Genomic DNA, 19,995 nt, shown 5'->3' with positions numbered 1-19,995 from the left:
GAACCATGGGTACGCCGGGCATCGATTTTCCGGGCCTTGGCGTTGGCCTGGTGATTTTGCGTGACCGCAAGATCCTGCTCTACAAGCGCATGCGCGCCCCTGAGGCCGGCCACTGGAGCATTGTGGGCGGCAAGGTGGATCACATGGAGCCAGCCGATCAGGCGGCGCGACGCGAAGCGGAAGAGGAAACCGGCCTATCCATCGGCCGCGTCAGTCTTCTCGGCCCTGCCGAACTTATCAGCAAGGCGGACGAACAGCACTGGATCTCCCTGCTCTATATAGCGTCCGAGTTTGACGGCGAACCGAAGCTCACCGAGCCGGACAAACTCTCGGACTTCGGCTGGTTCAGCCGTTCCGAACTCCCGCAGCCGCTTTCCGCCTTTGCGGCGGCAGCGATGGAGCGGCTGAAGGCCGACGAACTGCTCTAAGGATCATTCCGCCCGGAGCGCAGCCTCATAGGCAAGCCGCACCCATCGTGCCATGACATCAGGGTCATCATAGGCATCGTCCGGGATCGACCAGTACGGCATCTTCACCGGACTTCCCTTCTTGCCTTCATAGGTCCATTGTGTCGCCCCAGCTGCGGCGAATTCGGATGCACTCCGCTCGTCGGCCTTCAGCAACATCTCGCCGCGCACTTCGACCGCCACGATCCGGCCCATGTGGTAGATGCCCTTGCCACCAAACATGCGCTTGATGGTGACGGGACCAAGGCCTTGAAACATTTCTTCGATTGCCGCCGCATCCATTGCCCTTATCCCTTCAAAACGCCGCCTGCCGCGATGACGGCCTCCGGCGTATCCACGTCCAAATGTGCGGAATCGCCAATATCGATGTCTACCACAGGCACGCCCGATGTCTCGATGATATGCCGCGCCCCGACGTCACCCTCCAGCCTCATAACCTCATCGAACAGCGATTTCGGCATGATCACGGGATTGCCGCGCTTGCCGCGCGACACCGCACGGATGATCGACTGGCCGTTCGATCGCCGGAACGCTGCGATCAGTCGATCGAGATCGCCGCTGGAAACGCCCGGCATATCGGCCAACATGACCAGAATACCATCCGCATCCCGCGCTTGCTCGACGGAAAATCCTGTCGAGAGCGACGAGGCCATGCCCGAGGCGTAGTCAGGATTGTGAACTGTCACTGCATTCAGCCCGGACAGCGCCGCTTCGATGTCGTTTTTGCGATGCCCCGTCACGACGACGACCGACGACGACCGACTACCGATCGCCGTCATCACCGATCGCCGGACGAGCGGCACACCGTCAAACTCCGCGAGCAGCTTATGTGGACCGCGCTTGCCCATCCGGCTGGCTTTGCCGGCGGCAAGAACGACGGTCAAGACGTTATCCGCGGGGGCCAATCGCGCCTCCGGTTCGCGAAGGCTTGGCCGCGCTTGGATTTCCATCAGCAGACCTCCGACACCCATGCCGCTGATCTCGAGTGCACTTGGCTCTTCACCCACCAGGATCCGATCGAGCACCCAGTCGAAGCCATTCTCCTTGGGGCTGCGCGCACATCCCGGCGCCCCAATCACCGGGATATTGCCGATGCGGCCGAGAACGAGCAAGTTACCGGGATCGACAGGCATACCGACCTGCACGACCTCGCCCCCAGCCTGCCGAATGGCCTCGGGAATCACGTCCTCCGCATCAATCACGGCAGACGCACCGAAAAGGATAATCATTTTCGGTGCTTTGTCGGGCTGCCGAGATGCGTCTCTGAGCGCCTCTGCAACCGGCTCGGCACGGTGAGCAACCCTTGCCTCCCTGACGAGTTGGCTACCGGATACGATGAGCCGGCGAGAAAGAACACGCGCCGTCTTGTCCATCACCGCAGGCTTCAGCGATGGCAGCTGCGTCGCAATCAATGACACGGACCGGCTGACGAAAGGTTTCACCTCGAAAGCGGGCGTCGCCCGCAGCACTTCGCATGCCCCGTCCAGTTTCTCGCCCGAAACCGCGAGTGGAATGATCTTGAATGTTGCGACCATGTCGCCGTTCCGGACAGGCACATGGTCGTTGAGGCAGGCGAGCGTTATGCCGGGATCGACCCTGTTCAGGCGATCGACGACACTTCGGCTTGCGACGAACAGCCCGTCGACCGTGGAATACACATTCACGCGCCCCGTGGACGCTTCCGAGAAGCGCAGGTGGTCGGGGGCGACGGCCTGCGCAAGCCGTCCCGCCGCGTCATCCTCACCCACGTCCCCCGGCTCGATGCGCGCTGCAATGACATGCTCAATACCCACGCCGCGCAGTCTGACGATGTCACCGGCGTCGATCCTGTGACCTTTGGGCAGGCTGCCGCCTGCAAGCTTCACCGCATGCGCGAGGACCAGGCCTTCGGCGACGTCGATGGAAAACGACCCGAATTTCATTTCTTGTCACCGGTGGGTGATATCTCGCGGGTTCGCAAGGTCTGGACGATCTCCGCGAGAATGGCGACCGCGATTTCTGCCGGGCTCGCCGCACCGATATTGAGCCCGATGGGTGCACTGATCCTGGCAAGGGCGGCTTCGTCCACACCGTCGGCGCGCAACCGCTCCAGGCGCGTCGCGTGCGTCTTGCGGCTGCCGAGTGCACCGACGTAGAAACAACCGATCCGCAACGCTTCCGTGATCGGGAAATCGTCGATCTTCGGGTCATGCGTAACCGCGACGAGCGCCGTATAGGCATCCAGCGGACGATCATTGAGCACGTCCACCGGCCACTCCGCCGTCAGTTCGATGCCGAGGAATCGTTCGGGCGTGGCGAAAGCCGTGCGCGGATCGATGATGCGGACATCGAAGCCCGCAAGAGATGCCATCTGCGCCAGGACTTGGCTGATGTGAACGGCACCGATGATCACGATATGGGCCGGCGGCAGATGCACGTTCAGAAAGTACCGATGCCCATCGACCTCGATCGACGTCGATTTGCCCGAGCGAAAAGCAGCTTTTACGGCAGGCACCAACCAAGGCTGCACGGAATCTCCCTCGAGGACGACGCTATCGCCGCCGTTCTCAAGATCGGTCAGCAATATGGCTCCCCTGCGAGCCCGGCGAGCATCATTGAGCCGCGCAAGATTTGCGGCATCCATCAATCGAGCCTTTCGACATAGACGCGAATGCGGCCACCACAGGAAAGGCCGACGCGCCATGCGGTTTCATCCGCAACGCCGAACTCGAGCATCTTCGCCTTGCCGTCGGCGATCACGTCCAGAGCCTCGGTTATAACGGCCCCTTCGACGCAGCCTCCGGAGACGGACCCTTCGAAATTGCCATCACGATCGATCACTAGATGGCTCCCTGCCGGTCGCGGCGCCGAGCCCCACGTCTCGATCACCGTAGCGATGGCAACGTCTCGCCCGCCTTTCCGCCAGGTTTCTGCCGTCATCAACGGATCAAGGTCAAAAAATGTCCCTGTCATGCGATGCCTTTCAATGTTGCGAGGTACCGGCGCGGGTCGTATGTGGTCGACCTGGTTGCGCCGAGTGCTTCTGCGAGATCGCTCAAGGATGATAGATTGTGGACCGGTCGGAATTCGTCAACATGCGGCAGCATTGTGCGCACACCACGGGCTCGCGGCTCGAAGCCATCGAAGCGCAGCAGCGGATTGAGCCAGATCAGTCGCCGGCAAGAGCGGTGCAGGCGGTCCATCTCGGCCGCGAGCAGCTCCGTTCCCTCGCGTTCCAGGCCGTCGGTGATAAGCAGCACCACCGCGCCCTGGCCCAGCACGCGCCGGGCCCACAGGCGATTGAATTCCTTTAGCGTTTCACCGATCCGCGTTCCTCCCGACCAATCCTTTACGGCCGCGGCGCATTCGTCCATCGCCTCGTCCGGGTCCTTGTGGCGCATCTGCCTGGTGACATTCGTGAGGCGCGTCCCGAATAGGAAGGTATGCACCCGCCGGCGCTTCTCCGTCAGCACATGCAGAAAATGCAGAAAGATGCGCGTGTACTGGCTCATCGAGCCCGAGATATCGGCGAGAACCACCAAGGGCGGCTGGACCTCGCGGATCTCCCGGTACCGCGGAAGAATGAGACCCGCCCCGTTGCGCAATGCCGCCCGCATGGTGGCGCGCGGATCGACGTGCGAATGAACATGCGACGGCCGGAAGCGCCGAGTGCGCACCTTGTCCAGAGGCAACTGCAGTTTCGCGAGTGCCTTCTTGGCGACCGCGATCTCCATCGCTGACATTTGCGCAAAGTCCATTCGCCGGAAAACCTCGTTGCCCGACATGGTGAGGCGCGCATCGATCTCGATGTCGGGTTCATCCCGCGGGGGCTTGCTGTCCTTTTGTTCGCCAAGCAAGGCGTCCGCGGCGCGGCTCTCGCCCGGCTTCGCTTTCTCCCTTTCGCGCGTGTCCGGCGCCCGTGGTGACATCAACGCGATCATCTTCTCGACAAGGTCGCGCGAGCGCCAGAAGAGACGGAACGCCTCGTCGAAGACCGGCTTGTCCTCATGTCGCTTGACGAAGACGGACGAGAGTGCGGCGTGAAATTCTTCGCGCGATCCCATGCCGATTGCCGCGACCGCCTCGATGGCATCAACGATCGCCGTGGGCCCGATCTTCATACCGGCCTTTCGCAGTGCTCTGGCAAAGAAGACGATATTGTCTGCAAATCGACCGGCGCCGACCGGAGGTGGCGGAACGACGATCCCATCTTGTCCGCTTGTCGGCTCCATGCGCTATCCTGCCGCTTGCAACTCGCTCTTGACGTCTTCCAGCACCTTCGTACCGTCGCTGCCTTGAATGCGCGCAATATCGTCCTGGTATTTCAGCAGCGTTCCGATCGTATCGGAGATCGTTTCCGGATCGAGCGCCAGCCGGTCGAGTTCCGTCAGTGCTGTCGCCCAATCGATCGTCTCGGCAACGCCCGGGTTCTTGAAAAGATCTAGTGTCCGAAGCTGCTGCACATAGGCGACGATCTGTGCGGACAGCGCCGCATTGCAGCCCGGTACCTTGCGGCGAATGATTTCGAGCTCTTGCAGGGCATCGGGATAATCGACCCAATGATAGAGGCAGCGCCGTTTCAGCGCGTCGTGGACTTCGCGCGTCCGGTTCGTGGTGATGATGACGATTGGTGGTTCGGCGGCCCGGATGGTGCCGAGCTCGGGGATCGTCACCTGAAAGTCGGAAAGAACCTCCAAAAGGAAGGCCTCGAATGCCTCGTCGGTACGGTCTAGCTCATCGATGAGGAAGACCGGCGCGCGACCATCTGCGCTGGACAGAGCCTGCAGCACGGGTCGGCGGATGAGGTAGCGCTCCGAGAAGATGTCCGACTCGATTCTGTCCCGGTCGGTAAGACCGGACGCTTCCGCGAGGCGGATTTCCAGCATCTGCGCCGGATAGTTCCATTCGTAGACGGCCGAGGCGATATCCAGCCCTTCGTAGCATTGCAGGCGGATCAGCGGCCGCCCCAGAGCTTTTGATAGGACCTTGGCGATCTCTGTCTTCCCGACACCAGCTTCCCCCTCCAGGAAGAGAGGACGCTTCATCTTCAGGGCAAGAAACAGCACCGTGCCAAGCGCCCGCCCCGCCAGATAGTCCTGATCGCCCAACATCGCGATCGTTTCGTCGATCGACGACGGTAGTGGCGGATGCGCTTGATCCGGCATGTCTTCTCCCTTTTTCAGGAAGTTATAGCGTGTGATAGTCCCGGTTCATATAGAGAAGCGCGGGCTTAGCCTCGTTGTAGCGGACCGCCACGACCTCACCGAAAATGATGTGGTGTGTCGACATTTCCTTGATTTCGCTCACGCGGCAATCGAAGGAGGCAAGCGCGTCGTGAAGAATGGGTGCGCCGGTGACGAGCTTGTCGAACCGGCCCGTCGCGAAACGTTCGCAGTTGCTGAGCTGGGTGCGGCCAGAAAAAGCATCGGCAAGTGCCTGATGGTGCGCGCCCAGCGTATTCAAAGCAAAGATACCGCTCCTGAAGAAGATGTCGTTCTTCGGATTGCTGTTGTTCAGGCACACCAGAACGGTCGCAGGGTCATCAGATACGGAGCACGCGGCGGTGATCGTCACGCCACGGCGCTCCTTGCCGATTGCCGTCGTCACGAGCTGCACATGGCCTCCAAAGCGGCTCATCGCATCTCGGTAGAGGCGCGGATCGATCGGTTGCTTGCTCAACAAAGGCATTCTCCATCCGGCGTCACCGGCTTGCTGTTTCCTGTAATATGAAGGTGATCGCTTACCTTTTCTACAAAAGCCAGGCGAAAAGCTTCCCGATTGTGCGTTTTTCTTTGACGATCGATGCCGGACGGATAAAAGAGCAGGACAAAGGACAGGGACCTGCAGCTTTTATGAATACTTTGCGTGGCCTAGCACTTCTGCCGATGCTGCTCCTTGCGGCTGCAGAATGCCATGCCGCGGGTCTGATAATCGGTGTCGTAGCGCCACAGAGTGGCAACCTCGCGCCAATTGGTGCGCAGATCATCGCCGGTGCCACTGCCAAGGTCCTGCAGGATGGTAGCACGATCGTCACGGTCGGAGAGACTTGCGAGGAAAACAGCGGTGCGGCAATCGCTGACGCATTAATCAATGCCAAGGTCCAGGTGGCCGTCGGTTTTCTCTGCAGCGAGACGCTCGAAGGCGCGTTGCCGAAGCTCAAGGACGCAAATATCCCGGCGATCACCGTCTCTGTGCGTTCACGCATTCTCATGGAAGACGCGCTGAAAAATGGCTGGCCGCTCTACCGAATGGCGCCGGCCGATGGCGCCGAAGCGGAAAAGATCATCGAGGCGATCGTGGGCGAGTGGGCAGCCGCGCCAATTGCGCTGATCGAGGATGGCACCATCCATGGTCGGGAGCTTACGGAAGCGATCCGAAACGCACTCGAGGAAAAAGGCCTCAAGCCCGTCTTCACCGACACGTATCGACCGGGCCAGGAGCAGCAAGTCGCTCTCGTGCGACGGTTGAGGAAAGCCGGGGTAACAAAAGTCTTCGTCGGTGGAGATCGTAGCGACGTTGCCGTCATCGCACGCGACGCCGCAGCGGAAAAGATTCACCTCGATATTCTCGGTGGCGACGCGATGCGCGCCGCCGACCAACCGCTCGGGCTCGCGGATGGCGTTCTCGCCGTCGCCCTGCCCGACTACGCCGCGCGCCCTGAGGCGAAGCCTGTGGTCGACGCGTTCCGTGCGAGCGGCGTCGAGCCCGAGGGTTATGTGCTGCCCGCGTATGCGGCGGTGGAAATCGCGACGAAGGCAGCCCAGGATGCCGCTGCGGATGACCGGCCCATCGCACAGCACATCGGCGGGACCTCTTTTGAGACGGTCATCGGCAAAATTGCTTTCAACGCCGGCCATGAACTGGCCGATAACCCCTACCGGATGCTGCAGTGGCATGCCGGTTCGTTCGCACCGCCAAGCACACCGATCGAATAGGATCTGACACCGCGGCATGAGTTTTACGGAGAGACCTCAATGACTACGCCCATTCGCATCGCGCCATCCGTCCTTGCGGCCGACTTCGCCAAACTGGGCCAGGAAGTGCGCGACGTAACGGCGGCCGGCGCCGATTGGATCCACCTCGACGTCATGGACGGTCACTTCGTTCCCAACATTTCCTTCGGCCCTGACGTCATCAAGTCGTTGCGTTCCTACACGGATGCGGTTTTCGATTGCCATCTGATGATTGCGCCGGTCGATCCGTATCTTGAGGCCTTCGCGAAGGCGGGCTGCGACCGCATTACCGTCCATGCTGAAGCCGGGCCGCATCTCCACCGTTCGCTTCAGACTGTGCGCGGGCTCGGCAAGAAGGTCGGCGTCACGATCAATCCTGCCACGTCGCTTTCGGCGATCGAAAACGTGCTCGACGACATTGACCTGATCCTCATCATGTCGGTGAACCCCGGCTTCGGCGGGCAGAAATTCATTCCAGCGATGGCGGACAAGATCGCCGCAGCGCGGTCACTTATCGGTGACAGGCCGATCGACCTTGAAGTTGACGGTGGAGTGACGGTCGAAACCGCGCCGATCATCGGCAAATCAGGCGGCAATGTTCTCGTTGCCGGTTCGGCGATTTTCAAGGGCGGCTCGCTCGAGGCCTACAAGACGGCGATCAGCGCCCTAAGAAGCGCCGCCGAAGGCAAATCCAAGTCGTGACGAAAGCAGGTCGTCCTTGATCTCCGAGCGGCTCAAGGCGGCCCGCCCGCCCCTCTCCGATCTTTTCGCGGGGGCCATCCTCTGGGGCATCCAGATGCTGGCGTCGGCAATGGCTGCTCTCTATCTCAGAAACGGGATGGAGACCGCACATGTCCGTGACCTCGCAATGCACTATTTTGCGGGCGGTTTGCTGGCATGGCCGTTCATGTTGCCTTTGGGTCGGTTCTTTGCGCATCGACGATCCCTGGCGACACGCTTTGCGGCATTCTTCGCTGCACTTGCCGTCGGGACCATCCTAATGACGGCCTTTCTCTTCGCCATGGACTACCGGGTCTTCTACTCCGCGTGGCACGCCTCTTTTGGATCCCTCACATGGGTGTTCCAATTCGTCTTTACCGGAGCCAGCGCAGTCTATCAGTTTGCCGTGCTGGGAATTCGCCTGTTTCTTCCACTCGGCCTTCTCTGCCTTTTCGGTACGAGTATAGCGCTTGCCAAACGCATGCGTTGAGATTGCCGCCTGTCTTTGCTACAGGGGCGCCAGCATTCCTTTTATGAACGAAAGCAGGAAGCCATGATCCCGCGCTACTCCCGGCCAGAGATGGTCGCCATCTGGTCGCCCGAGACCAAATTCCGCATCTGGTTCGAGATCGAGGCTCACGCCTGCGATGCGCTCGCCGAACTGGGCGTCATCCCGAAATCCGCTGCAAAGACAATTTGGGAGCGAGGCGGCGCTGCGACGTTCGACGTTGCGCGGATCGATGAAATCGAGTCCGTCACCAAGCACGATGTCATCGCCTTCCTGACGCACCTTTCCGAAATCGTCGGCCCGGATGCCCGTTTCGTCCACCAGGGCATGACTTCTTCGGACGTTCTCGACACCACGCTGAACATCCAGCTGGTCCGCGCAGCCGACATTCTGCTCGCCGATATGGACCGCCTGCTTGCGGCACTGAAGGCACGTGCCTTCGAACACAAGGACACCATCCGCATCGGCCGCAGCCACGGTATTCACGCCGAGCCGACGACGATGGGACTGACGCTGGCGCGCTTCTACGCCGAGATGAGCCGCAACCGCGCGCGCCTCGTGGCTGCGCGTGTCGAGATCGCCACCGGTGCGGTTTCAGGCGCCGTCGGCACCTTTGCCAATATCGACCCTCGCGTCGAGGAACACGTCTGCGCCAAGCTCGGCCTTGTCCCGGAGCCTGTCTCGACGCAGGTCATTCCGCGTGACCGTCACGCGATGTTCTTCGCCACGCTCGGCGTTATCGGCTCTTCCATCGAAAACGTCGCGATCGAGATCCGCCACATGCAGCGCACGGAAGTGCTGGAAGCCGAGGAATACTTCTCGCCCGGCCAGAAGGGTTCTTCTGCGATGCCGCACAAGCGCAATCCGGTTCTGACCGAGAACCTGACGGGCCTTGCCCGCCTGGTTCGTATGTCGGTGGTTCCGGCTATGGAGAATGTCGCCCTGTGGCATGAGCGCGACATTAGCCATTCGAGCGTCGAGCGCGGCATCGGGCCCGACACAACGATCACGCTCGACTTCGCCCTCAACAGGCTGGCCGGCGTCATCGAGAAGCTCGTCGTCTATCCCGACAACATGATGAAAAATCTCGACAAGTTCCGTGGCCTCGTGCATTCGCAGCGCGTACTTCTGGCGCTGACGCAGGCAGGCGTTTCGCGCGAGGATGCCTACCGGCTCGTCCAGCGCAACGCCATGAAGGTGTGGGAACAGGGCAAGGATTTCCTGGAGGAACTGCTTGCCGACGCGGAGGTGCGTACTGCGCTATCCGAAGAAGAAATCCGCGAGAAGTTCGATCTCGGCTACCATACCAAACACGTGGATACCATTTTCCGGCGCGTCTTCGGCGCCGCCTGAGTTTGACTACCGGGACGGCGCCTTCGAGGGCGCCGTTTTCCGTTTCGGCTTCCGGGGCTTTGCCGATGTCCTTTTTTCGTTCGCCTCATCACTGGAATTTGTCGCCTTCGGCGTTCCGTTCGTCCGCCCCTCGCGCACTCCCTTTGCCGCCTTGGCGACAAGGCGATCCAGGTGCTTCAGGTCTTCGTCATCGAGGTGCTCGATCCCGATGAACTTGTTCTCGGCGTGGCTCGTCAGAATAATTTCGTCGAGCTTCGCCTGAACAGCGCGAGCATCCCTCGTCTGTGCGTTCTGCAACACGAACACCATCAGGAACGTGATGATGGTCGTTCCTGTGTTGATGACCAGTTGCCAAGTCTCCGAGAAGTCAAAGAGCGGGCCCGTCCCGGCCCAGACAGCGACAAGGACGACGGCAAGCACGAACGTCACGGGTCGCCCTGCCCATTCAGACGTCTTGCTGGCAAAGTGGGTAAACAGATGTTGCGGCGTAGCCATATGGAACTCCCTCGGGTATTCGCCTCAGCGAAACTCCGAGGGAGGTGGTCCAGTTCCAGCCCTGTGGCCGTCAGACGACCGGAGGTGCCACGAGCTTCCTATAGAGATGCCAGCTGGCGTGGCCGAGCACCGGCATGACGAGGGCAAGCCCGACAAACAGCGGGATCGTGCCAACGATGAGGCTGACAGCGATGATGAGACCCCAGCAGAAGACCGGCACCGGGTTGGCGACGGTCGCCCTGACCGATGTTTCCATCGCGCAAACGAGGCCGACGTCCCGATCCAGCAGCAAGGGAAAGGTTACGACGGTCGTGCCCAGAACGATGATGGCAAAGCCCAGACCGAGCAGATGTCCCCACATGATCAGCTGGATTCCCTCAGGCGTGCCGACGATCTCCGAGAAGAATAAGGAGATTGAGCGCGGGAAAACATCGCCGAAGACGTTCGAATAGAGCGTCTGCGCAGCGACGAGCCAGACCACGAAGAAGCCGAACAGCAGCAATCCGCCGGCAACGATCGATGGGAACGCCGGCGATCTTGTCACCTCGAGCGCATGTCTCCACGAGGTGTCCAGGCCCGCTTCCCGCCTGCGGCTGATCTCATAGAGCCCGATCGCGGCGATGGGACCGATCAGCGCAAAGCCTGATATCAGCGGAAAAATCATCGGCAGGAGGTTGGCACTTGATGTTGCGAGCGCAAGAAAAATGCCGGCAATCGGATACATCAGGCACAGAAATACATAGTGGGATGGTTTTTCTCGAAAATCGTCGAGCCCGCGCCGCAGCGCATCGAAGACATCCGCAACGCTGATCTTGTTGACGACCGGACGTGTGTAGACATCGCCTGCACCCGACATAACATGGAATGCCGTCATGGCTTTCTCCTCCTCAGCCAAGATAGCCGGCAGCGAAAGGATCGGCGATAACGCCGATACGAGACGCAACCGGCACTGCTGAAAACATAACAAATTTCGGCGGCCTTGTCCCACCCTCCCTTGACATCGCCGTCAAGCTTTCTCAAATCCGCGCATCATGAAAGCTTCAGACGCCGAAATTCTCATTATCCCCGGTTATACAAATTCCGGTCCCGACCACTGGCAAAGCCGCTGGGAGGCCAAGCTCAGCACGGCTCGTCGTGTCGAACAGGCTGAATGGTCGAAGCCGGTCCGCGACGATTGGGTGAGCCGCATTGCCGAGGAAGTGAATGCCGCGACGCGACCGGTGGTATTGGTTGCGCATTCGCTTGGCATTCCCTCCGCCATCCACGCAATTCCCCATTTCCGCAACAAGGTGGCCGGGGCATTCTTCGTCGCACCCCCGGATGTTGCCAATCCGGCAATACGACCGAAGCACCTGATGACATTCGGCCCGTACCCGCGCGACCCACTTCCGTTTCCGACCATTACAATCGCCAGCCGCAATGATCCCTTCGGCAGCTACGAACACGCCGATGACATCGCGGCAAGCTGGGGATCGCTCCTCATCGATGCGGGGGAAGCCGGGCACATCAACAGCGAGTCGGGCCACGGGCCATGGCCGGAAGGAACCATGGTGTTCGCGCAGTTCCTGAGTCGCTTGAAGCCGTAACGCCCTTCGTAGAGCTGCATCGATGCGATCGGCAAATTCGCGACGCCTCAGCGCTTCAAGATCATCTCTCGGCGGCTCGCGAAACGAAGGGGCGAGATTACGACCCATAGCTGACCGTACCGAGGCCACGCGTCGTGGAGACGCACAGACGGTTTGTGGCTGATCTGGCGGCTAGTCGCCCTCTCCGCGAATGAAGAGAACGCCCGCCAGGCCCACGAGAACGATGCATTGCAGGATGAACATCGGCCATTCTGGAGACATGTCATTCCCTCCCCAATCGGTGCGATATAGGGTGCTGCCAGACAAGTGTATGCACATTATGGAAAAGTTACTCGCCTCCAGGCGTATGCACCCATTACAGCGCGACTAAGCATTTGTTTTTGCATTATTATTATTTTGACGACATTAAGGGCTGTTTAATTCAATGAATGCAAAATATCTACACGCTAAAAGAGCGAGTATGCAGATTGAAGCAAACGACTCCCGACAAACGGGTCAAATCGAAGGCTAAGCTTGACGCCGCGGCGTTTGACGGCGACACGGCCCCGCAGAACAGTGTTGAACTCTCGGAACGCGAGAGCCGCTGGAACTACGCTCTTGTCGGATCGGGCCTCGGCGTCTGGGACCACAATCTTCGTCTTGGCAAACGCTACTACTCCGACACGTGGAAAATGATGCGCGGCATGGCGCCCGATGAGGATGCCGACGGCGACTATGACACGTGGATCGACCTCATCCACCCGGACGACCGGGACTTCGTCGTCAAGGCCATCGAACGGCAGAACGCCGGCGATCCGGACTATCAGATTTTCGAGTATCGGGAGCGCCACAGAGACGGCCACTGGATCTGGATCGAGTGCCGAGGCGCTTGCGTGGAATGGGACGAAAACGGCGCCCCTGCCCGGCTCGTTGGCACCGACAACGATATCACCGCACGCAAGGAGGCCGAGGAGCGGCTTGCGCATCTGTCGCGGCGCCTGGATCTCGCGCTCGATATCTCTGATATCGGCGTCTTCGAGGCAGATATCGAAAACGGCACCGTCGATTGGGACGATCGCCTTCTGGCAATCTACGGCATTACCAACACGTCTCCGGTCAGCACCGGCAACGCCTGGGAGGCGTCGCTGCATCCCGACGACAGGGATCGCGTGCTGGCGACCATCAATGAGAGCGTCGCTAACAGCACCGATTTCCAACACGAATTCCGCATCATCAGGCAGGACGGCATCGAACGTGTCATCCGCGCAAAAGCAGCCTTCTTTCTTGACAGTGACGGGCGCCGCAAGCTGATTGGCGCAAATTGGGATGTGACCGCCGAAGTCAGGCTCAATACCGAGTTACAGCGCGCCAAGGATCTCGCGGAAGCCCGCAACAGGGAACTCGAAAGCGCCAAGGAGAACATCGAGCACCTGGCGCTGCACGATTATCTCACCGGCCTGCCAAACCGGCGATACCTCGACCGCATGCTGGATGAGCGTTCCGCCGAATGTCGCCGCACCGGGCTGACGCTCGCGATCCTCCACATCGATCTCGACCGCTTCAAACAGATCAACGATACGCTCGGCCACCGCGCCGGCGACGCAATGCTGAAGCATGCAGCACAGGTGCTGACGGGGAGTGTCCGTTCGACCGATTTCGTCGCCCGCATTGGTGGCGATGAATTCGTGGTCATCTGCACACTCGATGTCACGCCGAAGAAGATCTCCAATCTGGCGGAGCGCATCATCCGCGAGCTCTGCAAGCCCATTCGCTACGAGGGCCACGATTGCCGTTTCGGCGCCAGCATCGGCATTGCGGCTGAAAGCGGTCCGGCGCTCGATGCCAAGCAGCTTCTGCTCAATGCTGACATCGCGCTCTATCGCGCGAAAAGCGGCGGACGCAACCGGCACGAATTCTTCTCGACCGACGAGCGGCACCGCATCATCGCCAGCAAGCGGCTGGCGGACGAAATCCTCCTCGGTCTCGAGCGGGGGGAGTTTGTCCCGCTCTACCAGTTGCAGTTCCATGCCCGAACGCTCGATGTCGCCGGCGTCGAGACGCTGGCTCGCTGGCAGCACCGGGAACATGGTTTGCTGGCTCCTGATCGTTTCCTGACGATCGCTGAGGATCTGGATGTGGTCTCCACCATCGACGGGCTGATCCTCGAGCAAGCGCTCGCGGACCGGCACCGATGGGAGGACGAGGGTCTTCTCATCCCGAAGATTGCGGTTAACGTGTCGTCGCGTCGTCTCGGTGATCCAACCCTTGCGAAGAAGCTTCGCGGCTTGAAGATCGAACCTCGCACAATCTCGTTCGAGCTGCTTGAATCGATTTCACTCGACGATTGCGATGATGCCGTGATCGCCAATCTCCGGCACCTGCGCCGCCTCGGCATCGACATAGAGATCGATGACTTCGGCACGGGCCATGCATCCATTGTCAGTCTTTTGAAACTCAGTCCGAAGACCTTGAAGATCGACCGCGAGTTGATCCGCATGCTGCCACATTCCGCCGAGCAGCGGAAACTGGTCCGCTCGATCATCGATATCGGCCGTTCGCTTAATATCCTCGTCACCGCCGAGGGCGTCGAAACGATGGACCACGTCCGCATTCTCTGTGATCTCGGTTGCGATATGCTGCAGGGCTACGCGCTCGCCCGCCCGATGCCCGCACTGCAGATCCCGCCCTTCGTGCGCGCCGCGTCCTGGCGCGGCGTCGAGGGCCTGGCGCGTGGTTTGCAGCACGATTTGCGTAAGTCGCTCAGCGGCTCGGGCGCAAGATAAAGGCTTGCATGACTGCCCTGACGCGGCTGCGTCACATTCCGTTGGCCGCGAAAAACCTGTAAACTGCCTTACAGAAGGTCTTCGATTCTCTTAGCGGCCTCCGGAAGCGCCGGAATCCGGGGAAGGAGTGACAGGCGGATTGTGAAACCCTCGCTTTTCCTTTAAGGGGACGCCACGAGATAGATCCACTCGCGCTATCCCAAGAGCGCCAACGATAGAGAACAATTGCAATGAACCGTCGCCGCCGTATCTACGAGGGCAAAGCAAAGATTCTGTATGAGGGCCCGGAACCGGGCACGCTGATCCAGTTCTTCAAAGATGATGCCACCGCCTTCAACAAGAAGAAGCACGAAGTCATCGATGGCAAAGGCGTTCTGAATAACCGTATTTCGGAATACATCTTCAGCCATCTAAACAAGATCGGCATTCCGACGCATTTCATCCGCCGCCTCAACATGCGCGAGCAGTTGATCCGCGAAGTGGAAATGATCCCGCTCGAGATCGTTGTTCGTAACGTTGCCGCCGGCTCGCTGTCGAAGCGCCTCGGTATCGAGGAAGGCGTGGTGCTGCCGCGGTCGATCATCGAGTTCTACTACAAGTCTGACGCGCTCGACGATCCGATGGTCTCTGAAGAGCACATAACGGCTTTCGGCTGGGCAAACCCCGCCGAACTCGATGACATCATGGCGCTCGCCATTCGCGTCAACGATTTCATGACCGGCCTTTTCCTAGGTGTCGGCATCCAGCTTGTCGACTTCAAGATCGAATGCGGCCGCCTCTATGAAGGCGACATGATGCGCATCATCCTCGCCGATGAGATTTCGCCGGACTCCTGCCGTCTGTGGGATATCGACACCCGCGAGAAGATGGACAAGGACCGCTTCCGCCGCGACATGGGCGGCCTTCTCGAAGCCTATTCGGAAGTTGCGCGTCGTCTCGGCATCATCAACGAGAACGAGCCTGTGCGCGGCACCGGTCCGGTACTCGTGAAGTAAGACATTCAGGCCAAGCAAGACAGGGAAGATAAAGTGATCAAGGCTCGTGTAACCGTCACGCTGAAAAACGGCGTTCTCGATCCGCAGGGCAAGGCAATCGAGGGCGCCCTCGGCGCGCTTGGATTCGATGGTGTCGGGCATGTCCGTCAGGGCAAGGTTTTCGACGTCGAACTCGAAGGCGCTGACAAGGCGAAAGCGGAGAGCGAGCTCAAGGCGATGTGCGAGAAACTCCTCGCAAATACGGTGATCGAGAACTATAATATTTCCGTCGACTAATCTGGTCGAGGAGCGCACTCGATGGCTGAATTGACGCAAGAGCTCGTGCTTGAGTTGTTGACGAAAATGCACGAACACATCGATACGTTAGATGCGTCGCTTGAAGAGATCCGGAGCGAAATGCACTGCATGAGCGACACGATGACGTCGATGCAGCAGGAAATACATAGTATTTACGGTGTCCTCGGTCGGCATGAAGGCCGGCTGGAGCGTATTGAAAAGCGTCTCGTACTTAGAGAACTTGCAGAAGCACAAACAAGGTTTTAGCCGCAGTCATGAAATCAGCCGTCGTTCAACTTCCGGGCCTCAATCGCGATCGCGACATGATCGCTGCACTGACGAAAATCTCCGGTCGCGCACCGGTGACGATCTGGCAAACGGAGACGGATATTCCGGACGTCGACCTTATCGTCATCCCTGGCGGCTTTTCCTATGGCGACTACCTTCGTTGTGGCGCCATCGCAGCGCGCATGCCGGTCATGCAGGCAATCGTCGAAAAGGCGAACAAGGGCGTCAAGGTTCTCGGCGTGTGCAACGGCTTCCAGATCCTCCTCGAGGCAGGCCTGCTACCCGGTGCACTGATGCGCAATGCCTCGCTTAAGTTCGTCTGCCGTGAGATCAAGCTCGAAGTCGCAAACGCCGACACCGATTTCACCCGTGCCTATTCCGAGGGGCAGATCATACGCTGCCCGGTTGCGCATCACGATGGCAACTATTTTGCCGACGCAGAGACGCTGGCAACGATCGAGGGCAACGGACAGGTCGTTTTCCGCTATGCGGAAGGCACCAATCCGAACGGCTCGATGAACGATATTGCCGCCGTCATGAACGACAAGGGCAACATCCTCGGCATGATGCCGCACCCCGAAAACCTCATCGAAGCGGCGCATGGCGGTTCCGACGGCCGCGCTCTGTTCGCTTCGGCCCTCGAGGTAATCGCTGCTTAACCTTCGGCAGGTAAGAGGCCATTCATCCGGTCCATTGGAGCAAGATTGATGCGCCCTCGCCTTTCGACGACACGCATTCTCGCGATTGCCGCAACAGCAGTATTGGTGGCGTCCTGCCAAACGAACACGCCGGCGAAGGGTCCGGATCGCAGCGCGCTTTCGACGATGGAGCGCGTTGCTCTCGGCGCGAACGCCTGCTGGTTCAAGTCCGGCGACGCCGCCTTCGCTGACTACAGGCTGGCGCCCGAACTGAATTCCTTCTCCGGTCGTCCGCGCATTCTCGTCGTGCACAGGGGCAGCCCCGAGAGCCGCCCTTTGCTCGTCGTTCAGGCCGAAGGCAACCCCTCCAAGCTCGACGCCTTTGGTCCAATGATGCAAGGCTCCGCAGGGCCGCGGATCGTCAAGGATGTCACCCGCTGGGCATCCGGCGGCAAGGCTTGCGGCTGATCAATCCCAGAAGGGCGATTTGCCGGCTTCCTCGCGTGCTTGCGCACGCGTGATGCCAATGTCCAACAGTTCGTCGTCCGTCAGATCCCGCAGGACCCGGCGGGTTTCGCGCTTCTGGTGCCACGACGATAGCCGATGCCACGCGGACTGCAGCAAGGCCTGAGCGCGCGATGCGCCGACCGAGTCTTGCGGAATACGGTATTGCATCGATTGCACCCCAGACGACAGAGGCGCAATCGCAGGCTCGTTCTCTGGAACGGCAGACATGTCATTCTCCAAGCAAAATTGTATCCGCCCTGGACATAGCGTTGACGATTTGAGGGTGACAATATAAAGAATTGTCATCATGACAACTTGGCTTCCAGACTTTTCTCGTGGTTCCGGCCCGGTCTATCTCCGGATTGCCGACAGCATTGAATCAGCCATCGCCAGCGGCACATTGCCTGCCGGCAGCAAATTGCCGCCGCAGCGAAACCTCGCCTACGATATTGGCGTGACAATCGGGACAATCGGCCGCGCTTACGCGCTGGTGCACGAGCGTGGCCTCGTCGCAGGAGAAGTTGGCCGCGGAACCTATGTGCTGGATCGCGCCGAGACCACACCCGGCAATCAGCCGGACCCGCTGACCATTGCACTCGGCGGCACACGCGCGATCGATGCGCCGGCCGGCAAGATACGCTTTGATACGACGGCGGCTCCGGATCTTGGCCAAGGCAAGATCATCGGCAAAGTGCTCGCCGAGATTGGCGAGGAGCAGCTTTCCGAGATTTCGTCCTATTCCCGCGTTTTCCCGCGAAATTGGTACGAAGCCGGCCGGCGGTGGCTGGCCAGAAACGATTGGACGCCTGAGACAGAAAATATCGTCCCTACCCTTGGGGCGCATGCGGCAGCTGTCTCGGTCATCTCGGCCGTGTCATCGCCCGGCGACAAGATCGTATTTGAGGATCTTAGCTATACGCAGGTCAGCCGCAGCGCGCGCATTCTCGGTCGCCGCACGATTACCGTCGAGTCCGACGAGAATGGCGTGATCCCCGATGACTTCGAACGCCTCTGCCTTCAGCAGCATCCCAAACTCGCGTTCCTGATGCCAACTGCGCACAATCCCACCCTGGCGACGATGCCCCACGAACGCCGGACACGGGTTGCAGAAATTGCGCGCCGGCACGGGGTCTGGCTGATTGAAGACGATCTCTATGGTGGGATGACCGGAGACGAAAATCCCCTGCTTGCGTCGCTCGCACCCGATCGCACGTTTCTGATCAGTGGCCTTTCAAAGTCGGTGGCCGCCGGCGTGCGCGGCGGCTGGGTCGCCTGCCCGCCGCATTTTGCGCAGCGGATCAAGGTGACGCACAAGATGATCACTGGCGGGCTGCCTTTCATCCTGGCTGAAGCCTGCGCTCGTCTCGTGGAAAGCGGCCAGGCGCACGAGATCCGCAAGGCAAGTGCGGCGGAACTGTCCATCCGCGAACGTCTCGCACGCGAACAGCTGCAAGGATACGACTTCGTATCGCATCCACACGTGCCCTTCCTCTGGCTGAAACTGCCCGACCCCTGGCTCTCAGGAACCTTCAAGAACGCCGCTTACCGAGATGGCGTTCTGATCGACGACGAGGATGAGTTCAAGGCAGCTCGCGCCGAGAAAGTCTATCACCGCGTACGGATAGGCTTCTCGTCGCCCCGCAACCGGGAAGATATGGTTGCGGGTCTCATGACATTGCGACGCCTGCTAGAAAGCGGCGGCGCCGGGTATGACGGCGAAATTTGAGACTGCGGCAGATGGGCCGCAGGCCCGAGACAAAGCAGCGACGGCCGACGAAAGCGGCTTTACCTGACTATGATCGATGCTACCAAATTCAGATCAGGAATCTGGCGTGGGTCGGACGAGGTAATCTGAATGTCGATCGACACTTCTGACGATTTTACCGCGTTCATCAATAGCGTTTCTGGCAGCCCTTCTTGCCAACATCTCTGTCATTCCGGCTCATGCCCGCGGGCAAATCTTTGATGAGTTGCGCTTCGGTGCCTCGGCATCAGTGCAAGGCGGCGGCGAGCGCGAGGACGGCCTCTTTCCAGAGGTAACGGTGTTCTTTGATCCGTTCGGGCAGGACGCAGCAACGGGCTGGAAGCAACAGCTTGCGCGCCCACGCATTAATCTCGGCACCTCCATCGGCACGTCCGGGGAAGCCACCCAAATCTTTGCGGGTCTCTCCTGGACGGCGAACTTCAATGAGAAGGTCTTTGCCGAAGCCGGCTTCGGCGGCGTCTGGCACAATGGCGAACTCGAAGGCAATACCGATGGCCCGAACCTCGGCTGTCGGTTCCTCTTCCACGAATATTTGGGCGCTGGTTACCATTTCGATCAGCACTGGAACGTCATCGCCCTGGTCGCCCATTCGTCCCATGCCAATCTCTGCGACGGGCCGAACAACGGCATGACGCGCGCCGGCGTCCAGATCGGCTACAAGTTCTAAGCCATCGCGGGTTGCCTTTCGGTGCCCGCTGTCTGT

General features: G+C 60.0%; 24 protein-coding genes. 14 read left to right on the top strand and 10 right to left on the bottom strand.

Going from position 1 to position 19,995, the window contains the following annotated elements:
* Positions 1-5 precede the first annotated feature (5 nt).
* Entirely contained in the window at positions 6-428 is a 423-nt protein-coding gene (locus LPU83_RS49795) for an NUDIX domain-containing protein (protein ID WP_024312722.1), read from the top strand.
* A gap of 3 nt (positions 429-431) precedes the next feature.
* Here the strand turns inward: LPU83_RS49795 and LPU83_RS49790 are convergent, their stop codons facing one another.
* Genes LPU83_RS49790 through LPU83_RS49760 form a run of 7 tightly spaced genes read right to left on the bottom strand, consistent with a single transcriptional unit; the run spans position 432 to position 6,134 of the window.
* Complete coding sequence (locus LPU83_RS49790) at positions 432-749, bottom strand: TfoX/Sxy family protein (protein WP_024312723.1); 318 nt, start codon at positions 747-749, stop codon at positions 432-434.
* Between the two features lie 5 nt (positions 750-754).
* Positions 755-2,389 (bottom strand): NTP transferase domain-containing protein, encoded by a 1,635-nt coding sequence (locus LPU83_RS49785; protein WP_024312724.1) that lies wholly within the window; start codon positions 2,387-2,389, stop codon positions 755-757.
* Complete coding sequence (locus LPU83_RS49780) at positions 2,386-3,090, bottom strand: XdhC family protein (RefSeq protein WP_024312725.1); 705 nt, start codon at positions 3,088-3,090, stop codon at positions 2,386-2,388. Before LPU83_RS49780 ends, LPU83_RS49785 begins: the two co-directional genes overlap by 4 nt.
* The gene (locus LPU83_RS49775) at positions 3,090-3,419 is read right to left on the bottom strand and encodes an XdhC family protein (RefSeq protein WP_024312726.1); all 330 of its coding nucleotides are present in this window, start codon (positions 3,417-3,419) and stop codon (positions 3,090-3,092) included. Before LPU83_RS49775 ends, LPU83_RS49780 begins: the two co-directional genes overlap by 1 nt.
* On the bottom strand, positions 3,416-4,678 hold the full coding sequence (locus tag LPU83_RS49770; protein WP_024312727.1) for a vWA domain-containing protein: 1,263 nt from the start codon (positions 4,676-4,678) through the stop codon (positions 3,416-3,418). The genes LPU83_RS49775 and LPU83_RS49770 overlap by 4 nt, the downstream gene beginning before the upstream one ends.
* A 3-nt stretch (positions 4,679-4,681) precedes the next feature.
* A complete protein-coding gene (locus LPU83_RS49765) occupies positions 4,682-5,611 on the bottom strand; it encodes an AAA family ATPase (RefSeq protein WP_024312728.1) in 930 nt (309 codons plus the stop codon).
* 22 nt (positions 5,612-5,633) lie between these two features.
* Complete coding sequence (locus LPU83_RS49760) at positions 5,634-6,134, bottom strand: flavin reductase (RefSeq protein WP_176703569.1); 501 nt, start codon at positions 6,132-6,134, stop codon at positions 5,634-5,636.
* 164 nt (positions 6,135-6,298) lie between these two features.
* Here LPU83_RS49760 and LPU83_RS49755 point away from each other — a divergent pair, with 164 nt between their 5' ends.
* The 4 genes from LPU83_RS49755 (at position 6,299) to purB (ending at position 9,980) form a co-directional block, all read left to right on the top strand.
* On the top strand, positions 6,299-7,381 hold the full coding sequence (locus LPU83_RS49755) for a branched-chain amino acid ABC transporter substrate-binding protein (protein WP_024312730.1): 1,083 nt from the start codon (positions 6,299-6,301) through the stop codon (positions 7,379-7,381).
* Positions 7,382-7,420: 39 nt separating this feature from the next.
* The gene (rpe, locus tag LPU83_RS49750) at positions 7,421-8,101 is read left to right on the top strand and encodes a ribulose-phosphate 3-epimerase (protein ID WP_024312731.1); all 681 of its coding nucleotides are present in this window, start codon (positions 7,421-7,423) and stop codon (positions 8,099-8,101) included.
* Positions 8,102-8,117: 16 nt separating this feature from the next.
* Positions 8,118-8,609, top strand: a complete 492-nt coding sequence (locus LPU83_RS49745) for a hypothetical protein (RefSeq protein ID WP_024312732.1) — start codon at positions 8,118-8,120, stop codon at positions 8,607-8,609.
* A gap of 63 nt (positions 8,610-8,672) precedes the next feature.
* A complete protein-coding gene (gene purB / locus LPU83_RS49740; protein ID WP_024312733.1) occupies positions 8,673-9,980 on the top strand; it encodes an adenylosuccinate lyase in 1,308 nt (435 codons plus the stop codon).
* A gap of 6 nt (positions 9,981-9,986) precedes the next feature.
* Here the strand turns inward: purB and LPU83_RS49735 are convergent, their stop codons facing one another.
* A complete protein-coding gene (locus tag LPU83_RS49735; RefSeq protein WP_024312734.1) occupies positions 9,987-10,475 on the bottom strand; it encodes a low affinity iron permease family protein in 489 nt (162 codons plus the stop codon).
* 70 nt (positions 10,476-10,545) lie between these two features.
* Positions 10,546-11,349, bottom strand: a complete 804-nt coding sequence (locus LPU83_RS49730) for a DUF2189 domain-containing protein (RefSeq protein ID WP_024312735.1) — start codon at positions 11,347-11,349, stop codon at positions 10,546-10,548.
* Between the two features lie 157 nt (positions 11,350-11,506).
* On the opposite strand from LPU83_RS49730, the gene LPU83_RS49725 reads away from it, so the two are divergent.
* From LPU83_RS49725 to LPU83_RS49690, 7 genes are all read left to right on the top strand, one after another.
* On the top strand, positions 11,507-12,061 hold the full coding sequence (locus tag LPU83_RS49725; RefSeq protein WP_024312736.1) for an RBBP9/YdeN family alpha/beta hydrolase: 555 nt from the start codon (positions 11,507-11,509) through the stop codon (positions 12,059-12,061).
* Positions 12,062-12,528: 467 nt separating this feature from the next.
* On the top strand, positions 12,529-14,823 hold the full coding sequence (locus tag LPU83_RS49715) for a putative bifunctional diguanylate cyclase/phosphodiesterase (protein ID WP_024312737.1): 2,295 nt from the start codon (positions 12,529-12,531) through the stop codon (positions 14,821-14,823).
* Positions 14,824-15,053: 230 nt separating this feature from the next.
* Positions 15,054-15,818: a phosphoribosylaminoimidazolesuccinocarboxamide synthase gene (gene purC, locus LPU83_RS49710; protein WP_007532892.1), complete on the top strand. Its 765-nt coding sequence runs from the start codon at positions 15,054-15,056 to the stop codon at positions 15,816-15,818.
* Between the two features lie 33 nt (positions 15,819-15,851).
* Positions 15,852-16,094 (top strand): phosphoribosylformylglycinamidine synthase subunit PurS, encoded by a 243-nt coding sequence (gene purS / locus LPU83_RS49705; protein WP_024312738.1) that lies wholly within the window; start codon positions 15,852-15,854, stop codon positions 16,092-16,094.
* 21 nt (positions 16,095-16,115) lie between these two features.
* Positions 16,116-16,361 (top strand): hypothetical protein, encoded by a 246-nt coding sequence (locus tag LPU83_RS49700; RefSeq protein WP_024312739.1) that lies wholly within the window; start codon positions 16,116-16,118, stop codon positions 16,359-16,361.
* Between the two features lie 8 nt (positions 16,362-16,369).
* Positions 16,370-17,041 carry a phosphoribosylformylglycinamidine synthase subunit PurQ gene (gene purQ, locus LPU83_RS49695; RefSeq protein ID WP_024312740.1) on the top strand — a complete coding sequence of 224 codons (672 nt, stop codon included), beginning with the start codon at positions 16,370-16,372 and terminating at the stop codon, positions 17,039-17,041.
* Positions 17,042-17,089: 48 nt separating this feature from the next.
* On the top strand, positions 17,090-17,488 hold the full coding sequence (locus LPU83_RS49690) for a hypothetical protein (protein ID WP_024312741.1): 399 nt from the start codon (positions 17,090-17,092) through the stop codon (positions 17,486-17,488).
* Here the strand turns inward: LPU83_RS49690 and LPU83_RS49685 are convergent, their stop codons facing one another.
* Entirely contained in the window at positions 17,489-17,755 is a 267-nt protein-coding gene (locus LPU83_RS49685; RefSeq protein WP_024312742.1) for a DUF1127 domain-containing protein, read from the bottom strand.
* 79 nt (positions 17,756-17,834) lie between these two features.
* Here LPU83_RS49685 and LPU83_RS49680 point away from each other — a divergent pair, with 79 nt between their 5' ends.
* Positions 17,835-19,253 carry an aminotransferase-like domain-containing protein gene (locus LPU83_RS49680; protein ID WP_024312743.1) on the top strand — a complete coding sequence of 473 codons (1,419 nt, stop codon included), beginning with the start codon at positions 17,835-17,837 and terminating at the stop codon, positions 19,251-19,253.
* 169 nt (positions 19,254-19,422) lie between these two features.
* Positions 19,423-19,959 (top strand): acyloxyacyl hydrolase, encoded by a 537-nt coding sequence (locus LPU83_RS49675; protein WP_051166621.1) that lies wholly within the window; start codon positions 19,423-19,425, stop codon positions 19,957-19,959.
* The last annotated feature ends 36 nt before the right edge of the window (positions 19,960-19,995 follow it).

The organism is Rhizobium favelukesii, assembly GCF_000577275.2.
Classification (GTDB): Bacteria; Pseudomonadota; Alphaproteobacteria; order Rhizobiales; family Rhizobiaceae; genus Rhizobium; species Rhizobium favelukesii.
The sequence above is the reverse complement of the archived record's forward strand: the minus strand, read 5'-3'. Positions and strand labels throughout refer to the sequence as shown.